This is a genomic window from Thiogranum longum, from assembly GCF_004339085.1.
GTDB classification, from domain to species: Bacteria; Pseudomonadota; Gammaproteobacteria; order DSM-19610; family DSM-19610; genus Thiogranum; species Thiogranum longum.
Window position 1 is genome coordinate 49306 of sequence record NZ_SMFX01000001.1, and the last position, 16557, is coordinate 65862.

Consider the following 16557-nt stretch of genomic DNA (forward strand, 5'->3'; position numbering starts at 1 on the left):
ACCGCACTTACTCACTGAGGCGAACCTGCTCCAGGATATGCTGTAAATCTGTCTCCCACACATCGAAATGTTTTCTGATATCTGCCTGCGTATAGAAAGGACGGAGATGCTCAAAACTGGATGCCAGCAGCAGGGTTTCGTCACCCTCGGCAAAAATCGCGATCTTCAGTGGTAAATACGGCACCAGGTCGAGGTAACGATCGCCCAGTTCCCTGATCTCCTCCGGCTTGCCAAAGAATACCACACGGTAACGGTCTGTCTTGAAACCGGATTTTGTCAGGCCGATATCCACGCGTTGTACACGTGACAAGGTATAGCCCTGTACCTTGATGGCTTTTTGCAAGGCAATCATGGTTTCAGGAAAAGCCATTTGCGAACGCGCCATATACAAATCCTGCGCATTCACCGAAGCAGCCACCATCAGCAGAATTCCTGCCAGCCATATTCTCATAGCGTCGCCTCCTCGAGGATTTCTGTATAAAGACGGTGCATGCGCTCGCAGGCCTTGTCCAGCTCTCTGTTATTGAACAGGTGACTGAGGTTTTCAGGGTTGATGGTTACCAGCTCAATACCCTTTTCGGTCTCCTGCAGAGTCACCCGGCAGGGAAGAAACAGCCCCACACGAGGATCTATCGAGAGCGCTTCGTTCAGGAAAGAGAAGCTGCAGAAATAAACAATGTACTGACGCCTGCTTTCCTTGTTCTTTTCAACAAACCCGCTATCCAGTGTCTGCTCGCGTATAACGCGGAAATTGCGTGCAGATATGGCTTTCTTCAGGTTATCCAGCGTCTCCTCGAAGCTGTAGGAAGACTCCATGCGGATAACCGGTGACTCGCTCTTGCGCACCGGTGCAGAATCAGCGGGCAACTGACGCAACCACGCAACCAGATCATCAGCATCGCCTTCCTTTAACCCCAACTCAGTGATAGAGGGCATTGGCGTACCATGCCGCCCACGTAACAGGGTCGCCTTTAGCATGGCATCACTCACCGATTGCTGGAACCCGGGATTATTCAGCGCTGGTGCCATGATCGGTGCTTCGCGCGGCCGCGAGAATGTTACACCGGTACCCTCACCTCCCTGGCCACGTTCCCCGTGACAGGCAACGCAATATTGCGTGAACAACTGCTTGCCACGCACGGCATCACCCTTCAGTGGTTTACTGTCATAGTCCGGCGGCGGCACCCCGGACCAGCCCCGTACTGTCTGGATAATAGCACCCACCTCGTCCTCTGAAAGTAACGGGAAGGCAGGCATAACCCGGCCTGGTCGGCCATTACGCACCGTTTTTCTCAGGTAGTCGTCGCTGGCTACCGCCAGAAAATCAGGAAGATTCAGCGGTACACCGACACCACCGCTGCCATCACTGCCGTGGCAGGCGGCACAATGTTGCTGGTAAAGCTCATCTCCGTCGGAATGATCCGCTTGTGCGACAAGGGTTGTGGCGGTCATCAGTGCCAGCACCGTAAACAGGTATTGTATTTGTTTCTTCATAGTTGCTTATTGTCCCAGAGGCCGGCATCGCCGGCCTTGATTTGAATCAATCCAGCTTTTCCGCAATCCAGCTGCGGAGACTACGCACCTGTGCTGGACACAGGCTGTGCTGCATCGGCCAGGCATGAAAGTCGACCTTGTAACCCAGTGCTTCCAGCGCCTTGCGTGTTCTTTCTGCCGCGGCGAACGGCACAACAGGATCCTGCTCGCCGTGATCGATACGTATCGCAAGTCGCTGAGGATCGGCCTGTTTTTCAGCTGCCAGCGTGCCTGGTCGAGGCAGATACCCGGACAGTACCAGCACCCCGGCCAGTGGTTCAGCCATACGTAACGCTGTATGCAATACCACAGCCGCGCCCTGGGAAAAGCCTGCCAGCAGAATCCGCCCGGTGGGAACACCCCGCTCCACCTCGCGTGCGACCAGCGACAGCAGCATTTGCCGCGCCCGCTCAATACCCTCTGTGTCCTCGCCATTATCGAAAGTCAGATCGTAAAGATCGTACCAGGCACGCATTTCCATACCGCCATTGAGCGTAACCGGTTGGCGAGGGGCGTGAGGCAGAATAAACCGGATACCCTGGCTTTCCGCCAACCCCCAGTCGCGCACCAATGGCTCGAAATCGTGGCCGTCAGCACCCAGACCGTGCAGCCATATCACGGCACCCTTCGTTTTACCTGTTGGCTCAATCTCCAGTATTTCCAGCATGTTTGTTCCCGTATCTTCAGATGCGGCACATAGTACCCGCAACCCGCAACAGGTTCGACTTGGGCTTTTGCTGCCGGCTTCGTATACTGCCGGCCTGCAAACCGGGGATTATCGATATGAAACCTTGCTGGGCAAGCTACCTCCTCTGGCTGGTCATCGGCGTTGCCGGTGTCGGCGCCATGCTGTCCTCCTGTGGACAAAAAGGCGACCTCTACCTGCCTGAACCCGCTGACCACAAAGAAGACAGCAAAAAGTAACCTGAATGGATTATTTTGATTACAGCAACGGGCGACTGTGTGCCGAGCAGGTCGATATCCCGACATTGGCCGACCAGTACGGTACGCCCCTGTACGTCTACTCTCGCGCCACGCTGGAGCGACACTGGAATGCTTTTGACGAAGCGCTGGGAAGTCATCCGCACCTGGTCTGCTATGCCGTCAAGGCGAACTCCAACCTGGCGGTTCTGGCACTGCTGGCAAGACTTGGCTCTGGTTTCGACATTGTGTCCGGTGGCGAACTGGCACGTGTGCTGAAAGCCGGTGGCGACCCGGCGCGTATCGTTTTTTCCGGCGTGGGCAAGACTGTTGCCGAAATGGAAATGGCACTTGAAACCGGTATTCGCTGCTTTAATGTGGAATCAACCGCCGAGCTGGCACGTCTGAATGATGTCGCAGCCACGCACGGTGTTTATGCCCCTGTCTCCTTGCGCGTCAACCCGGATGTGGATGCGCACACCCATCCTTATATCTCTACCGGCCTGAAGGAAAACAAGTTCGGTATCGAGGTAAACGCCGCGCGTGATGCCTACCGGCAGGCGGCCGACAGTAAACACCTCGATGTTCACGGCATCGATTGCCACATTGGTTCACAGCTCACTGAAATTGCCCCGTTCGTGGATGCGCTGGACCGGGTGCTGGAACTGGTCGACCACATCGAGTCGGACGGCATTCCTGTCAGCCATATCGATCTCGGCGGTGGTCTCGGCGTGCGTTACCGCGACGAACACCCGCCACTGCCTGAAGACTATGTACGACCCCTGATGGCACGGCTGTCCAACTGTGACAAGGAAATCCTGATAGAACCCGGTCGCGCTATCGCTGCCAACGCCGGTGTCCTGGTGACGGAAGTGCAATATCTCAAGGAAACGGCCGAACATAACTTCGCCATTGTCGATGCCGCCATGAATGACCTGCTGCGTCCGGCGCTGTACCAGGCCTGGCAGGATATTGTGCCGGTAATCCCGCACGACGGCGCGGCAAAGCACTGGGATGTCGTCGGCCCGGTTTGTGAAACCGGCGATTTCCTTGGCAAGGATCGGGAACTGACACTCGCGCAAGGTGACCGGCTCGCGGTGCGCTCTGCCGGAGCTTACGGTTTTACTATGGCGTCCAACTATAATAGCCGACCACGACCGGCAGAGATCCTTGTTGATGGCGACAAGGCGTATGTCGTTCGCCAGCGGGAAACGGTTGATCGGCTATTCGAAGGTGAGTCGATACCGGATTTATAGCAACGCACCGGATTTCCAGCCAACTTGCGTCATTGCGAGGAGCGCAGCAACGCCCGGCTGCTCCGACGCCAATAAAAAACGCCTTGCCCGTGACCTGTTCAGCGCATGCCAGATGGATGACTGCCTTCGACCGACATTGCAGATCACTGGATCGTAATCGATCCGCGCGGCAACACATCACGCCCGCCATCAAGGTTCGTTACCGTGACGCCACACGTGCCCGATTTGTCAGGATCGACTGTTACATTCGCAACCAGCATCGTCGAATCAATAACCGTCACCAGGTTGGTCGTAACACCCCCATTACGGCATACCTCTACGCTCACGCCATCCTGGATGCCGGTACCGGAAGCCATTACATCGACCGTACTACCGGCGAAAAGCAGGCCAGGAACAACGCCTGTGATACTTAATGGATTACCACCCACGCCACCCGCACTAATCGCTATCGCACTGCGCAGTACTTCTCGCTCTCCATCAGGGTTGGTTACCGCCAAATTACAGGCACCCGATGCATTGGCTGCCACTGTCAAATTGGCAATCAGCGTTGTTGAATCGATTACCGTTACCAGATTAGTCGTAATCGCTCCACTTCGGCAGACCAGGACGTTTGCCCCGACGTCGATACCAGAGCCGGTTAACGCCACATCCATCGTGCTACCCGCATCCAGAGTGGATGGCGACACACTCGCAAGCGTTAATACTTCGCCAGGAGGTTCAACCCCGCCTGCATCAATCGTAATCGAACCACGTGGCAGAATATCACGCGCGCCATCAGCGTTTGTAACCGTCACGCCACACGTACCCGATTTATCAGGATCGACTGTCACATTCGCAACCAGCATCGTCGAATCCGGGACCGTTACCAGATTGGTTGTGACGCCCCCGTTCCTGCATATCACCATGTTCACCCCATCCTTGATCCCCGCACCGCTGACCGTCACATCGACCGTGCTGCCCACTTCCAGATTGGCCGGGGAAATACCCGACAGGCTTAATGGTTCAAGTATCATCAATTTCTGGATGCCACTGAGTAGCGGAATTTCCTGGGCAAGGTCATCCGATGCCTGCGCGCTGTTAATGCGATCAATTATCGGCTGCAGTGACTGCTGTACATCGCTGTGCAGGCCCTCGATCGCCAACACCTGTTGTGCGTCTTCAAGCTGTGCAATTGCTGCAGTTAGCAATATCTGCGCAACCTCCGTGTCAGCCTGCTCGATAATTGCTTCCCGCAAAAAGACAACGGCCTGATTGATATTCTCATTGGCATTGATCACTGTCAGGAAAGCCGCAAGCAGACCAATCTGCTCGCTGGTAAGGCTTATACCTCCCACTACTGCTGCAGCAGGCGAATTATTGAAGTTGGCACTGGTATAAAAGGCAATAGCGTCCCTCAATGTTTGAGCAGCGTGATTGTGGAACAGCGGCGTGGTATCGGCGGCTTCTACCACCGGCGGGGTGTTGAATGTCCCATCACCTGCGCCAGTATCAGTCGGTATGAATACGCCTGTTTGCAAGGCGATTTCCTGGGAAAGATTCTCCACTCCGGTATTGAAATTCGGGTTGTTAATCCCGGAACCCGCATTCGTGTGGCAGTTATTACATTTTGCGCTGGCTGAGTCGAGAAAGAGCACTTGACCTTGACTGGCGTCGGCATCCACAAGATTAAGGGGTAATGACAGGTCCACCTGACGTCCAAGAAACAGTTGAAATGCCTCCAGCGCATCCAGCTCTGCATCAGTCGCAAGCCGGAAGTCGACAGCCTCAACGCGCGCCATTGTCTTAGGGAAATGTTGCTTGATCGCACCTTCGGTAAACTCCCGGAGAGACCCATCACCCTCACTCACCCCGGCCCAGCCCATTCGCTCGCCATCAGGACCATCCCTGCTGGTTCGCAGTGCCAGAACATGGTTTGTACTGCGGAAATCGGGGAAGGCCGGATCCGGACTGGTCTTGAACAGCGCAAACTGCCGCACCAAGGTATCATCTTCCAGATCTGCCAGGTCCGGATTGGTTTCCGAAACAAAAACGGGGTCGTCCGGGGGCAGCAAGGTGATAAAACCGGGGTCTATCGTAGTGCTTCGTTCCAGCGGATGACAAGTGGCGCAGGTTCGTCCATTACCATTGAATGTTTCCTGTACAAATATCAAGAGGCCTTGCTTGACAAGCGGATCAAGCGCGTTGACAGACGTTGAAACTCCCCCTCCTAGCATTACCAGGCTCGAAAAAAAGAAATATCTACCAATCTTCGATATAAACCCAATGTTCATCAGCTGCCCTTTTTTTACTGGCAGATAATGTGCGTACCAACCAGTATCCTGATAAAGCAATCCGAAGACCGTGCCATATGACGAAGTGGTAACTGTTACTTTAGATCATTTCTGAGCCGTGTCCACAGTGGACGTTAACTATCCAAACAGCAAAGTTCCCTGACTCGAAACCAGCAGATAGTGTAATCACGTCGCGCGCAACTACACGCTCCCCATCAGGGTTGTCGATGCAAACGCCGCTACGCAGTCAGTGATAAGGCAGCAGCGCACCGGCAGCTTTTAAAAAAGAAGGCCTTTCAGGACAGAATGGCATGATACGATATTTCCCCTCTTTATTATTTTTATATTCATACTGAAGTCTGGGCCAACTCAAGCATGAAACCACTGACTGTCCTATTTTGGTAGCAAACTAAACTGATCATCGTATACCACCAAATGCTAAAGAACCTGCAAAGGAGTGTTTCCGGAAATATATGCGGATAACCTTCCCTGGCTGCTGCCAAAAAAGCTCAGGCGCTGGCTTGTCGGATTGTTTCGGTTCGTCGGTGCAGCCTAGCACCGCAGCTGTCCTGATGGACTCCCTTCAGCATCAATAATCCCCTCCCTCAGCAACCACCCCCTTGCATCCCCGGCATCCCCTTCAAACCACGCCTTTGTCGACCCTAACCGAAAACTGTAGCCCCATGCATCCATGTCCGCCATCAACCTCTCACGCCCCACGCCAGTCAAACGATCCGCCAGTAAAATCTGTAAGTAGCAAACCGCACTCTCTTCGTCGTAATCCCCGCCCGCATCGGTATGTAGCCCGGCACGCCGATCCGGTGTCATGCAAATATAATGACAGGCCTCGTGTAATGCAGAATGCACGGGCGTGTCATCACGCAACACCAACCTGTCCCCCACCAGACCGGCCTCACTGTCGCCCCAGAAACTGCCCGAAATAGCGTTGCCGGCAGCCACCCGTTCACAGCTCAGGCCATAATCCACAAGGAGTACCTGCAATACATCGATACCAAGCCCTTGTACGCTGAGCACATCCGCATGCTGTTGTATGATTCCATGATCCATGAGGATAAATTCTCCGCCGCCACCGCCCCGCTTGCAAATCCCTGCCTGACCCGTACCCTGAACCGATGGAATTGCAATTCACCAAAATGCATGGTCTCGGCAATGACTTTGTCGTCATCGACGCTATCAACCAGTCGGTCAATCTCGACACTCACCAGTTACGGTTTCTCGCCGATCGCCGTCACGGTGTGGGCTGTGACCAGATTTTACTGGTCGAAACCTCCGACCGGCCTGACAGCGCATTCCGCTACCGCATCTTCAACGCTGATGGCGGTGAGGTGGAGCAATGCGGCAATGGAGCACGCTGCTTTGCGCGCTTTGTGCGCGAAAAGGGCCTGACTGATGCCGACCGTATCCCGGTTCATACACGTGCCGGGCTACTCGAGCTGATTGTCCGGGACGATGGCCAGGTGACCGTGAACATGGGTGTTCCGGTGCTGGAGCCAGCCGGCATCCCCTTTGAGGCGCTGGTAAGAGCACCTCAATATGCCTTGTCAGTGGAAGGTGAAACGCTTGAAATCGGCGCTCTGTCCCTGGGTAATCCTCATGCCGTTATGGAGGTGCCACACATTGACACAGCACATGTGGCACAACTTGGCCCGCTGATAGAATCGCACCCGCGCTTCCCCAACCGGGTCAATGCAGGATTTATGGAGATTGTCGATCGCGGCCATATCCGCCTGCGTGTTTACGAGCGTGGTGCAGGTGAAACACTGGCTTGCGGATCGGGGGCCTGTGCTGCGGTTGTGGCGGGTCGCCTCTGGAACGAGCTGGATGAACAGGTAGAAGTCGAGCTGCGTGGCGGAAATCTTGTGGTAAGCTGGGCAGGTGAAAACCAGCCGGTGCTGATGACGGGGCCGGCCACCTTTGTCTTCGAAGGAACTATAACATTATGACATCCCAGGCCAACGCCAACCCTGTCGCCGCACAGGAACCCGATGTAGAACAGGTCGCACGCTACCTGGCCAGTCACCCCGAATTCTTCGAAAACCATGCTGACCTCGTTGCCGAGCTGCGACTGTCTCACCAAAGTGGTAACACCGTCTCCCTGATCGAACGGCAGGTACAGGTACTTCGCGAACAGAACGAAGGCCTGAAAACCCGTTTGCTGGAGCTTGTGGATGTCGCCCGCGATAATGACCGTCTTAGCGATCGTGTACACCGCATGACACTGGATCTACTTGCGACAGATGGCTCTGCGGCGCTGACCGATACCCTTGAGGACAGACTGCGCAACGAGTTCGATGCCGATTCCATAAGCCTGTTTCTCACCAATATCGATGAGAACCAGCAACGTGAAAGCGGTATTTTGAAGCTGGACGCCAACGATGAACTGAAAGCCCTCTTTGAACCGGCCTTCAGCGAGAACAAGCCTCAATGCGGCCGGTTATCTGCAGAACAGACAGCGTTTTTGTTTCGTGAGCAGGCTCAGGCCATTGAATCGGCCGCAGTGGTCCCGCTCGGAGACCACGCACAAGCCGGTCTGCTCGCTATCGGCAGCCGTGAGGCCAAACGCTTCAATAACAGTATGGGCACTCTGTTTCTCTGTCATCTCGGCGAATTATTACTGGCCCTGCTCAGGCAGAAAGGTCTTGGCTGACACGCCGTGCACAAAGACGCACTAGACTGGCAACAGCGCTACCTGGTGCACCTGAGTGAGCAGCGGCAGCTCTCCACGCACACCCTGAGCAACTACCGGCGCGACCTCGATTCCGCTGTCGGCTGGTGTGACAGACAGAACCTTCACCACTGGCGCGAGCTGAACAACCAGGACGTGCGCAACTGGAGCGCAGAATGTCACCGCAAAGGACTGGGGGGGCGCAGTATCCAGCGCCGGTTGTCCGCGCTGAGAGGCTTTTGCCGGTTCCTGGTTGAAAACAAAGTACTGGAACACAACCCGGCACGGGATATTCGTGCACCAAAATCACCGCGCAAACTCCCTCACAGCCTGGACGTCGACCGCCTGCAACGGCTGCTGGAATGCAAACCGGAAAACTGGCTGGAACAGCGCGACCTGGCCCTCATGGAGCTTACCTACTCGGGAGGATTGAGGCTGGCTGAACTGGTTGGCCTCGATATCAGTGATGTCGATTTACGGGAAGGCGAGGCCCGGGTGCTGGGCAAGGGGCGCAAGACGCGGATCGTACCGGTCGGCGGCAAGGCACGAAATGCCCTCGCCGCCTGGCTACCACTGCGTAACCTGCATGTAGCGGAAGACGAAACCGCATTGTTCATCAGCCGTAACGGAACACGCGTCAGCCCCCGCAGCGTGCAGCAACGGCTAAAGCGCTGGGCGCTGAAACAGGGGCTGGAAGGCCGCCTGCATCCACATGCCCTGCGCCACTCCTGCGCCACCCATATCCTCGAATCCAGCGGCGACCTGCGCGCTGTGCAGGAGTTACTCGGTCACGCCAATATTGGCACTACTCAGATCTATACTCACCTGGATTTCCAGCGTCTCGCACAGGTTTACGACGCTGCGCACCCCCGTGCCCGTAAAAAACAGCGCTCGTAACCGGATTGCCTGCCACCGCTAACCGGCGGTTTTACCGGGTTTTAGCCTGAACGTATTGCGGGTCTGGTGTACAATCCTCCACCCCATTCAGACAATTTCAGGACTGCGGCGTGGAACAGTACCGAGGCACAACCATTCTTTCTGTACGACGTAACGGCCGGGTGGTCGTTGGCGGCGATGGGCAGGTATCAATGGGAAACACTGTGATGAAAGGTAATGCCCGCAAGGTACGCACCCTGTATCACGGCAAGGTGCTGGCCGGTTTCGCCGGCGGTACCGCCGACGCCTTCACGCTGTTCGAGCGTTTTGAGGCCAAGCTGGAAAAACACCAGGGCCACCTGACACGCTCTGCCGTCGAGCTGGCCAAGGACTGGCGCACCGACCGCATGCTGCGCCGGCTTGAAGCCCTGCTGGTGGTGGCCGACAAGGAAGCCTCTTTGATTATTACCGGTAATGGCGACGTCATCGAGCCGGAAGACAGCCTGATGGCCATCGGCTCCGGTGGACCGTTTGCACAGGCGGCCGCTCGCGCCATGCTGGAAACCACCGAACTGGGCGCGCGTGAGATTGTCGAAAAAGGTCTCAACATCGCCGCCGGAATCTGCGTTTATACCAATCACAACCTTACGCTTGAAGAACTCGAGTGCTGAGCCAACGCTCGCACACCACACCCAATAGTGAAACCATGTCTGAAATGACCCCCCGCGAAATCGTTCAGGAACTGGACAAACACATCATCGGCCAGGACGACGCCAAACGCGCCGTCGCGATCGCCCTGCGCAACCGCTGGCGCCGCCAGCAGGTCGAGGAACCGCTACGTAGCGAGATAACGCCGAAAAATATTTTAATGATCGGCCCGACCGGTGTCGGCAAAACCGAAATCGCCCGACGACTGGCACGACTGGCCGATGCACCCTTTATAAAGATAGAGGCCACCAAGTTTACCGAAGTCGGCTACGTAGGCCGGGACGTCGAGTCCATCATTCGTGATCTGATGGAAGTCGCTATCAAGATGACCCGCGAAACGGAAATGGCCAAGGTGCGGCACCGCGCCGAAGATGCTGCCGAAGAGCGCATCCTGGATGTCCTGTTACCCAAACCGCACAGTGTCGGCTTCAGTGCCGAGCCACAGGAAGACGAAAGCAGTGACACGCGACAGAAATTCCGCAAAATGCTGCGCGAAGGCAAACTTGACGAGCGTGAAATCGAAATCGAGGTATCCGCTGCACCGGTCGGTGTGGAGATCATGGCACCCCCCGGCATGGAAGAAATGACCAGTCAGTTGCAGGGCATGTTCCAGAACCTTGGCGGCGGCCGCACCAAGACGCGCAAGATGCGTGTGGACGAAGCCCTGAAAATCCTGATCGATGAAGAAGCCGCACGCATGATCAACGAGGAAGATCTCAAGCTGCAAGCCCGCGAAAGCGTCGAGGAAAACGGTATCGTATTTCTCGACGAACTCGACAAGGTCACCCAGCGCAGCGACCAGGGCGGCAGCCCGGGCGTATCGCGTGAAGGCGTACAACGTGATCTGCTGCCGCTGGTCGAAGGCAGCACCGTCACCACCAAGTACGGCATGATCAAAACCGATCACATTCTCTTTATTGCCTCCGGGGCGTTCCATTTATCCAAACCGTCCGACCTGATCCCGGAGCTGCAGGGTCGACTGCCGATTCGTGTCGAACTGGAGGCACTCGGGGTGTCCGAGTTCGTGCGTATTCTGACCGAGCCCGACGCTTCACTGACCGAGCAGTACGCCGCCCTGATGAAAACCGAGGGACTGACACTGACCTTTGCCGACGATGGCATCGAACGTATTGCCAAAGTCGCCTGGGAAATCAACGAGCGCACTGAAAACATCGGTGCACGCCGCCTGCACACCGTTATCGAACGGCTGCTGGAAAATATATCCTACGAGGCCGCCGACAAGGCCGGGCAACAGGTGAACGTCGATGCCGCTTATGTCGATTCACAGCTCGACGATCTGGCCCGGGACGAAGACCTGAGCCGCTACATTCTCTGATTCTGTTTTTGAGGTAACACCGCACATGGCTGACAAACCCCCACACCCGACCGAAATCAACTTTCACCAGAAGTCCCGTACGCTGGAAATAGCGTTTGATGACGGTAGTAACTTCACCATGAGCGCCGAGTACCTGCGTGTCCACTCACCCTCTGCCGAAGTACAGGGCCATGGCCCCGGCGAAGGCGTACTGCAGGTAGACAAGGAAGACGTCAACATCAAGCACATCGAGCCGGTCGGCAACTATGCTGTCCAGATTCATTTTGACGATGACCACAATACCGGCATCTACTCCTGGGAAACACTGTACAAGCTGGGCGCCAATATGGAAGAAAACTGGAAAGCCTACCTGGAGCGGATGAAAGAAGCTGGTGCGCCGCATTCACAACTTCGCACAAAATAACAGCTACCGCAGCACGGAGACTCTGCGCCGCGTTCCGGCTACAATACAACCTGGTACAGAAACGGATTCGCAATGTCTGAAAAAACCCATTTCGGTTTCGAGCAGGTCGATGTAGAAGAAAAACAACGCCGCGTGGCCGGCGTGTTTGACTCGGTCGCCGACAACTACGACCTGATGAACGATGCCATGTCGTTCGGTATTCACCGGTTGTGGAAACGCTTCGCCATCGAGCAGACCGGTGCCCGACCGGGACAACGCATCCTCGACCTGGCCGGTGGAACCGGTGACCTCGGCGCACGACTGTCGCGACTGGTTGGCCCGACCGGTGAGGTCGTCATTGGTGACATCAATGCCTCCATGCTCCATGTCGGTCGTGAACGGCTGCTCGACAAGGGTATTACCGGCAATGTTCAATTTGTACAGGCCAATGCTGAATCCCTGCCCTTCCCCGACCAGAGTTTTGACTGCATCACGATTGCCTTTGGCCTGCGCAATGTCACCGACAAACAAAAAGCGTTGGCCTCAATGCATCGCTGCCTCAAACCCGGCGGACGTATACTGGTACTGGAGTTTTCCAAACCGGTCGCACCGGGTCTCAAGCCTCTCTATGACATCTACTCTTTCAGGCTGTTGCCACTGATGGGTAAATTTATCGCCAAAGACGAAGACAGCTACCGCTACCTCGCCGAATCGATTCGCATGCATCCTGACCAGGACACACTGAAAGATATGATGGAGCAGGCAGGCTTCGAGGACTGCGAATATTTTAACCTCACCGGCGGCATAGTCGCCCTGCATCGCGGGTTCCGTTACTGAAACAACCATGAGCACCCCTGCCCTGATTTCTGCTGCGCTGGAATCCGCGTTAGACCTGTACCTCAAACAGGACCCGGATGCATTACAACGGTGTGCGGCACTGCGGGACAAGGTCATTGCCATAAATCTTACCGGAACAGATTTCTCCCTGTATTTGCTGCCAGATGCCGAAGGCATCAAGGTCCTGACACATTACGAAGGAAAACCTGACACGCTCCTGCGCGGTACACCGGCAGGATTTGCGCGGCTTGCCCTTGAAACACGTGAGGACGCACTTTTCCACGGCGCTGTGGAGATTATCGGTGACACGGAGACAGGTCAGGCCTTCCAGGAACTTCTCTCCCGGGTCGATTGGGACTGGGAAGAACAACTTTCACGACTGACCGGTGACACAGTTGCGCACCAGCTCGGTGAACTGGTGCGCAAGGGGCAGCGGTGGCTCACAGAAAGTGGTGACACACTACAACAGGATTTGTCCGAGTACCTTCAGGAGGAAGCGAGACTGCTTCCTGCCCGTGTTGAACTCAGCACATTTCTTGATGCCGTGGACCAGCTCCGATCCGACACTGACCGCCTGTCAGCTCGCGTTGAACGCCTGCTTAACCTGCACGAGGAGGCATCATGATCCGGCCAGGACAGTTGCTACGACTGTTGCATATCAACTGGGTGCTGGTCAGAAACGGGCTCGACGAAGTCATCCTCGCAACCCACCTGTTCCGACCGGTGCGCTTCCTGCGCTGGCTCGCGCCCTGGCATCTTCTCAGCCGGCGCACTCCGCGTGCAGTACGCATTCGTCGCACGCTTGAAGACCTCGGCCCGATATTCGTCAAATTCGGCCAAATCCTGTCCACCCGCAAAGATCTGCTACCCGATGATATTGCCGATGAACTGGCCAAGCTGCAGGACCGGGTTCCTCCTTTTAGCGGGGATCTGGCCTCTGCCATCATAGAAAAAACCCATGGTCGCCCCGTGCAGGATATTTTCGCCCACTTCGACACTGTGCCACTGGCTTCCGCCTCGGTGGCCCAGGTCCACGCCGCCACACTTAACAGTGGCGAAGATGTTGTCGTCAAGGTATTACGCCCCGGCATTGAACCGGTGATTCGGCGTGACGTCAGCCTGCTCCACTACATCGCAGGCCTTGCAGAGCGTTACTGGAGTGAAGGCCGGCGCCTGCGCCCGCGTGAGGTCGTTGCCGAATTCGAGAAAACGCTCTACGAGGAAATGGACCTGTTGCGCGAAGCCGCGAACGCCTCACAATTGCGACGTAATTTCGAGGATTCCACGCTATTGCATGTTCCCGAGGTGTACTGGCCCTATTGCCGTCACAATGTAATGGTGATGGAACGCATCTACGGCATCCCGGTCAGTGATCTGGATGCGCTACACGAAGCCGGTGTGGATATGAAGTCCCTGTCAGAACGTGGCGTGGAAATCTTTTTTACCCAGGTGTTCCGGCACAATTTTTTTCATGCCGATATGCACCCCGGCAATATTTTTGTGTCCCGTGAAGGGCAGTACATGGCCGTGGACTTCGGCATCATGGGCACCCTGAGTCCGGTCGACCAGCGCTACCTGGCAGAAAACTTTCTGGCTTTTTTCCGACGCGACTATTACCGGGTCGCGCAGCTTCATGTTGAATCAGAATGGGTACCGAAAGGTACCCGGGTTGATGAATTCGAATCTGCCATCCGCTCGGTTTGTGAACCGATTTTTGAAAGACCTCTTAAAGAAATCTCCTTTGGCCAGCTATTACTTCGACTGTTTCAGACGGCACGGCGCTTTGACATGGAGATACAGCCACAACTCGTACTGCTGCAAAAAACCCTGCTCAACATCGAAGGCCTTGGCCGACAGCTCTACCCCGACCTCGATCTCTGGCAAACCGCAAAACCATTCCTGGAACGCTGGATGAGTGAGCAGGTTGGAGCACGCGCATTTGTCGGTCGTATGAAACGCAGCTTTCCCGAGTGGAGCGAGCGTCTGCCGGAAATTCCCGAACTGGTTCACCGAACCTTGCAACAGGCCTCTGAAGGCAAGCTGCAAGTTCAGTGGGAATCACGAGAACTGGAAAAACTCCGCCACCAGATGCAGCGCTCCAGCCAAAGGACGATTTATGCAATACTCGGCAGCGGCTTTTTAATCAGTGCCTCACTGATCTACGGACTCGACGGCTATACGCCTGCCATGCTCGGCGGCGCGCCGCTATTAAGCTGGGTGTTTGGTGGAATTTCTGCGCTACTGTTCCTGGCCGCCTGGGAAACCGACTAGTCGACAGGCATAAAAAACCCGCCTTGAGGCGGGTTAAAATGTGGCTCTTTAGTTACTTATAGCTATTTTTAAAGTTGAGCCTTGTTGTTGTCTTGTTACGCCGTGCGACTCCTCCGAATCGTCTGCGTTTATTATCTTTGTCTCTCCTCCAACACCGTCTCTGCAAGCACTCTCTACTTCACTGTTATTCGCTGCGTTGATTTTTGTTGTGTAATAACTAGAGCAACAAGCGTGCCTGTTTTAAATTATCAATAAAATCATTTAGTTAAGCCGGTGAGCCAAAGATAATGTTCGGTAATGTAATTATTACCGACAACAGCGGCTTAACAGAAGGCCCTTATATACCATATCTATCAGTAAGTTAGATCCCTCTAACGGGTTCGTTACATTTTTTATTATGTGTAAATATCTTCGACACCCAAAAGGCGGCATTAATAAAACGCCTCCCTTTAGTCACTAATACTGAACCTCACACAGGGTGCAGTAAATCCACAGCCGCCATCAGAACAACCAGTGCAATGACCCAGAACAACACAATCCATACGGCAGACTGGCGAGCCTTGCGCTTCTCCAGCCAGGTACGCGGCCTTACTCCCTTGGCCAGGAAAACCAGATTGGCAGACAAGTTAACGCAAACGATATTGGCCGCAAGCAGTAAAGCGGCGCCTGTCGCCATGTCAGACTGCCCGGACGCCAGCATCATTCCCAGTGCGGCGGTCGGCGGCAGTAATGCAACCGCGACCATCACACCTACCAATGCACTGGCAACTCCGCTGGTCAGTGAAAGAACAGCCGCAGCGCCTGAAGCCAGTGCCAGTACGATGCCGTCAAAACCGACCGTAGTACGCGAAAGAATCTCCGGTCCCGGTACCTCGACCGGCCAGAACCAGCCAATCAGAAAAGACAACACCAGCGCCAGCGCCACACCGGCCAGGTTGGTCTTGAGGGATTCCTGCAGGAGGTCCCGGTCACCCAGCGTAGCGGCAAATGCCAGCGCAATGTTCGGGCCGAGCAGGGGAGCAATTACCATCGCACCGACGATAACAGCGACGTTATCTTCCAGCAGGCCAATCGCCGCTACCACGGTTGAAAGAAATACCAGGATCAGGAAATTGGCGTTCAGCCGTGCGCCTTTTTCGATCTCGCTGTACAACTCCTCGCGCGTCAGACCACTACCGGATTTCGCCGAGGCATTACCGTTGTCCGGGGTATCATCTGTTTTCGGAGCAGGGCGGGGCAGGACTGCCTCGACCGGCTGCACAATGATGTGGGCATTCTCCGCCGTTCCCAGCAAACTCTGCAATGCATCCAGCACAGTCTGGCGTGAATCATCCGCCACCAGCATTTTCACGCTACGGCGCTGGTCCTCAACGGTCTGGCTGTACCAGCAATCCAGTGCTCCGTATTGTTCAGCCAGACTGACCAGCGTATCAAGATGACCGGCATCGGCAACGACTTCAATAAGTTTCATGGTTTCTTTG

The 16557-nt window shown here is 55.4% G+C and carries 17 protein-coding genes; 11 read left to right on the plus strand and 6 right to left on the minus strand.

Annotated features, from left to right (window positions below):
- Positions 1-7 precede the first annotated feature (7 nt).
- Genes DFR30_RS00220 through DFR30_RS00230 form a run of 3 tightly spaced genes read right to left on the minus strand, consistent with a single transcriptional unit; the run spans position 8 to position 2200 of the window.
- Positions 8-451 (minus strand): DUF302 domain-containing protein, encoded by a 444-nt coding sequence (locus tag DFR30_RS00220; protein WP_132970757.1) that lies wholly within the window; start codon positions 449-451, stop codon positions 8-10.
- Complete coding sequence (locus DFR30_RS00225; protein WP_132970758.1) at positions 448-1494, minus strand: c-type cytochrome; 1047 nt, start codon at positions 1492-1494, stop codon at positions 448-450. The genes DFR30_RS00220 and DFR30_RS00225 overlap by 4 nt, the downstream gene beginning before the upstream one ends.
- A 46-nt stretch (positions 1495-1540) precedes the next feature.
- Positions 1541-2200: an alpha/beta hydrolase gene (locus DFR30_RS00230; RefSeq protein WP_132970759.1), complete on the minus strand. Its 660-nt coding sequence runs from the start codon at positions 2198-2200 to the stop codon at positions 1541-1543.
- Positions 2201-2316: 116 nt separating this feature from the next.
- On the opposite strand from DFR30_RS00230, the gene lptM reads away from it, so the two are divergent.
- The gene (lptM, locus tag DFR30_RS00235) at positions 2317-2457 is read left to right on the plus strand and encodes an LPS translocon maturation chaperone LptM (protein ID WP_132970760.1); all 141 of its coding nucleotides are present in this window, start codon (positions 2317-2319) and stop codon (positions 2455-2457) included.
- 5 nt (positions 2458-2462) lie between these two features.
- Complete coding sequence (gene lysA / locus DFR30_RS00240) at positions 2463-3710, plus strand: diaminopimelate decarboxylase (protein ID WP_132970761.1); 1248 nt, start codon at positions 2463-2465, stop codon at positions 3708-3710.
- Between the two features lie 143 nt (positions 3711-3853).
- Here lysA and DFR30_RS00245 read toward each other — a convergent pair whose 3' ends face one another.
- Both DFR30_RS00245 and DFR30_RS00250 read right to left on the minus strand, forming a co-directional pair.
- Positions 3854-5860 carry a hypothetical protein gene (locus tag DFR30_RS00245; RefSeq protein ID WP_132970762.1) on the minus strand — a complete coding sequence of 669 codons (2007 nt, stop codon included), beginning with the start codon at positions 5858-5860 and terminating at the stop codon, positions 3854-3856.
- Between the two features lie 672 nt (positions 5861-6532).
- Entirely contained in the window at positions 6533-7048 is a 516-nt protein-coding gene (locus tag DFR30_RS00250) for a hypothetical protein (RefSeq protein WP_132970763.1), read from the minus strand.
- Positions 7049-7113: 65 nt separating this feature from the next.
- Between DFR30_RS00250 and dapF the strand changes: the two genes are divergently transcribed.
- The 9 genes from dapF to ubiB all read left to right on the plus strand — a co-directional run bounded on the left by dapF (position 7114) and on the right by ubiB (position 15076).
- On the plus strand, positions 7114-7944 hold the full coding sequence (gene dapF / locus DFR30_RS00255) for a diaminopimelate epimerase (protein ID WP_132970764.1): 831 nt from the start codon (positions 7114-7116) through the stop codon (positions 7942-7944).
- Entirely contained in the window at positions 7941-8648 is a 708-nt protein-coding gene (locus tag DFR30_RS00260) for a DUF484 family protein (protein ID WP_132970765.1), read from the plus strand. The genes dapF and DFR30_RS00260 overlap by 4 nt, the downstream gene beginning before the upstream one ends.
- Before the next feature lie 6 nt (positions 8649-8654).
- Positions 8655-9563 (plus strand): tyrosine recombinase XerC, encoded by a 909-nt coding sequence (gene xerC / locus DFR30_RS00265; RefSeq protein ID WP_132970766.1) that lies wholly within the window; start codon positions 8655-8657, stop codon positions 9561-9563.
- Positions 9564-9673: 110 nt separating this feature from the next.
- Positions 9674-10213, plus strand: coding sequence for an ATP-dependent protease subunit HslV (gene hslV / locus DFR30_RS00270; protein ID WP_132970767.1), 540 nt, complete (start codon positions 9674-9676; stop codon positions 10211-10213).
- Positions 10214-10248: 35 nt separating this feature from the next.
- Complete coding sequence (hslU, locus tag DFR30_RS00275) at positions 10249-11586, plus strand: ATP-dependent protease ATPase subunit HslU (protein ID WP_132970768.1); 1338 nt, start codon at positions 10249-10251, stop codon at positions 11584-11586.
- A gap of 25 nt (positions 11587-11611) precedes the next feature.
- Positions 11612-11989: a gamma-butyrobetaine hydroxylase family protein gene (locus DFR30_RS00280; protein WP_132970769.1), complete on the plus strand. Its 378-nt coding sequence runs from the start codon at positions 11612-11614 to the stop codon at positions 11987-11989.
- Positions 11990-12061: 72 nt separating this feature from the next.
- Positions 12062-12805, plus strand: coding sequence for a bifunctional demethylmenaquinone methyltransferase/2-methoxy-6-polyprenyl-1,4-benzoquinol methylase UbiE (gene ubiE, locus DFR30_RS00285; protein WP_132970770.1), 744 nt, complete (start codon positions 12062-12064; stop codon positions 12803-12805).
- A 7-nt stretch (positions 12806-12812) separates the two neighbouring features.
- Positions 12813-13430 carry a ubiquinone biosynthesis accessory factor UbiJ gene (locus tag DFR30_RS00290; RefSeq protein WP_132970771.1) on the plus strand — a complete coding sequence of 206 codons (618 nt, stop codon included), beginning with the start codon at positions 12813-12815 and terminating at the stop codon, positions 13428-13430.
- Positions 13427-15076 carry a ubiquinone biosynthesis regulatory protein kinase UbiB gene (ubiB, locus tag DFR30_RS00295; protein WP_132970772.1) on the plus strand — a complete coding sequence of 550 codons (1650 nt, stop codon included), beginning with the start codon at positions 13427-13429 and terminating at the stop codon, positions 15074-15076. Before DFR30_RS00290 ends, ubiB begins: the two co-directional genes overlap by 4 nt.
- A gap of 469 nt (positions 15077-15545) precedes the next feature.
- On the opposite strand, the gene DFR30_RS00300 is transcribed toward ubiB, so the two are convergent.
- A complete protein-coding gene (locus DFR30_RS00300; protein ID WP_132970773.1) occupies positions 15546-16547 on the minus strand; it encodes a TIGR00341 family protein in 1002 nt (333 codons plus the stop codon).
- Positions 16548-16557 lie beyond the last annotated feature (10 nt).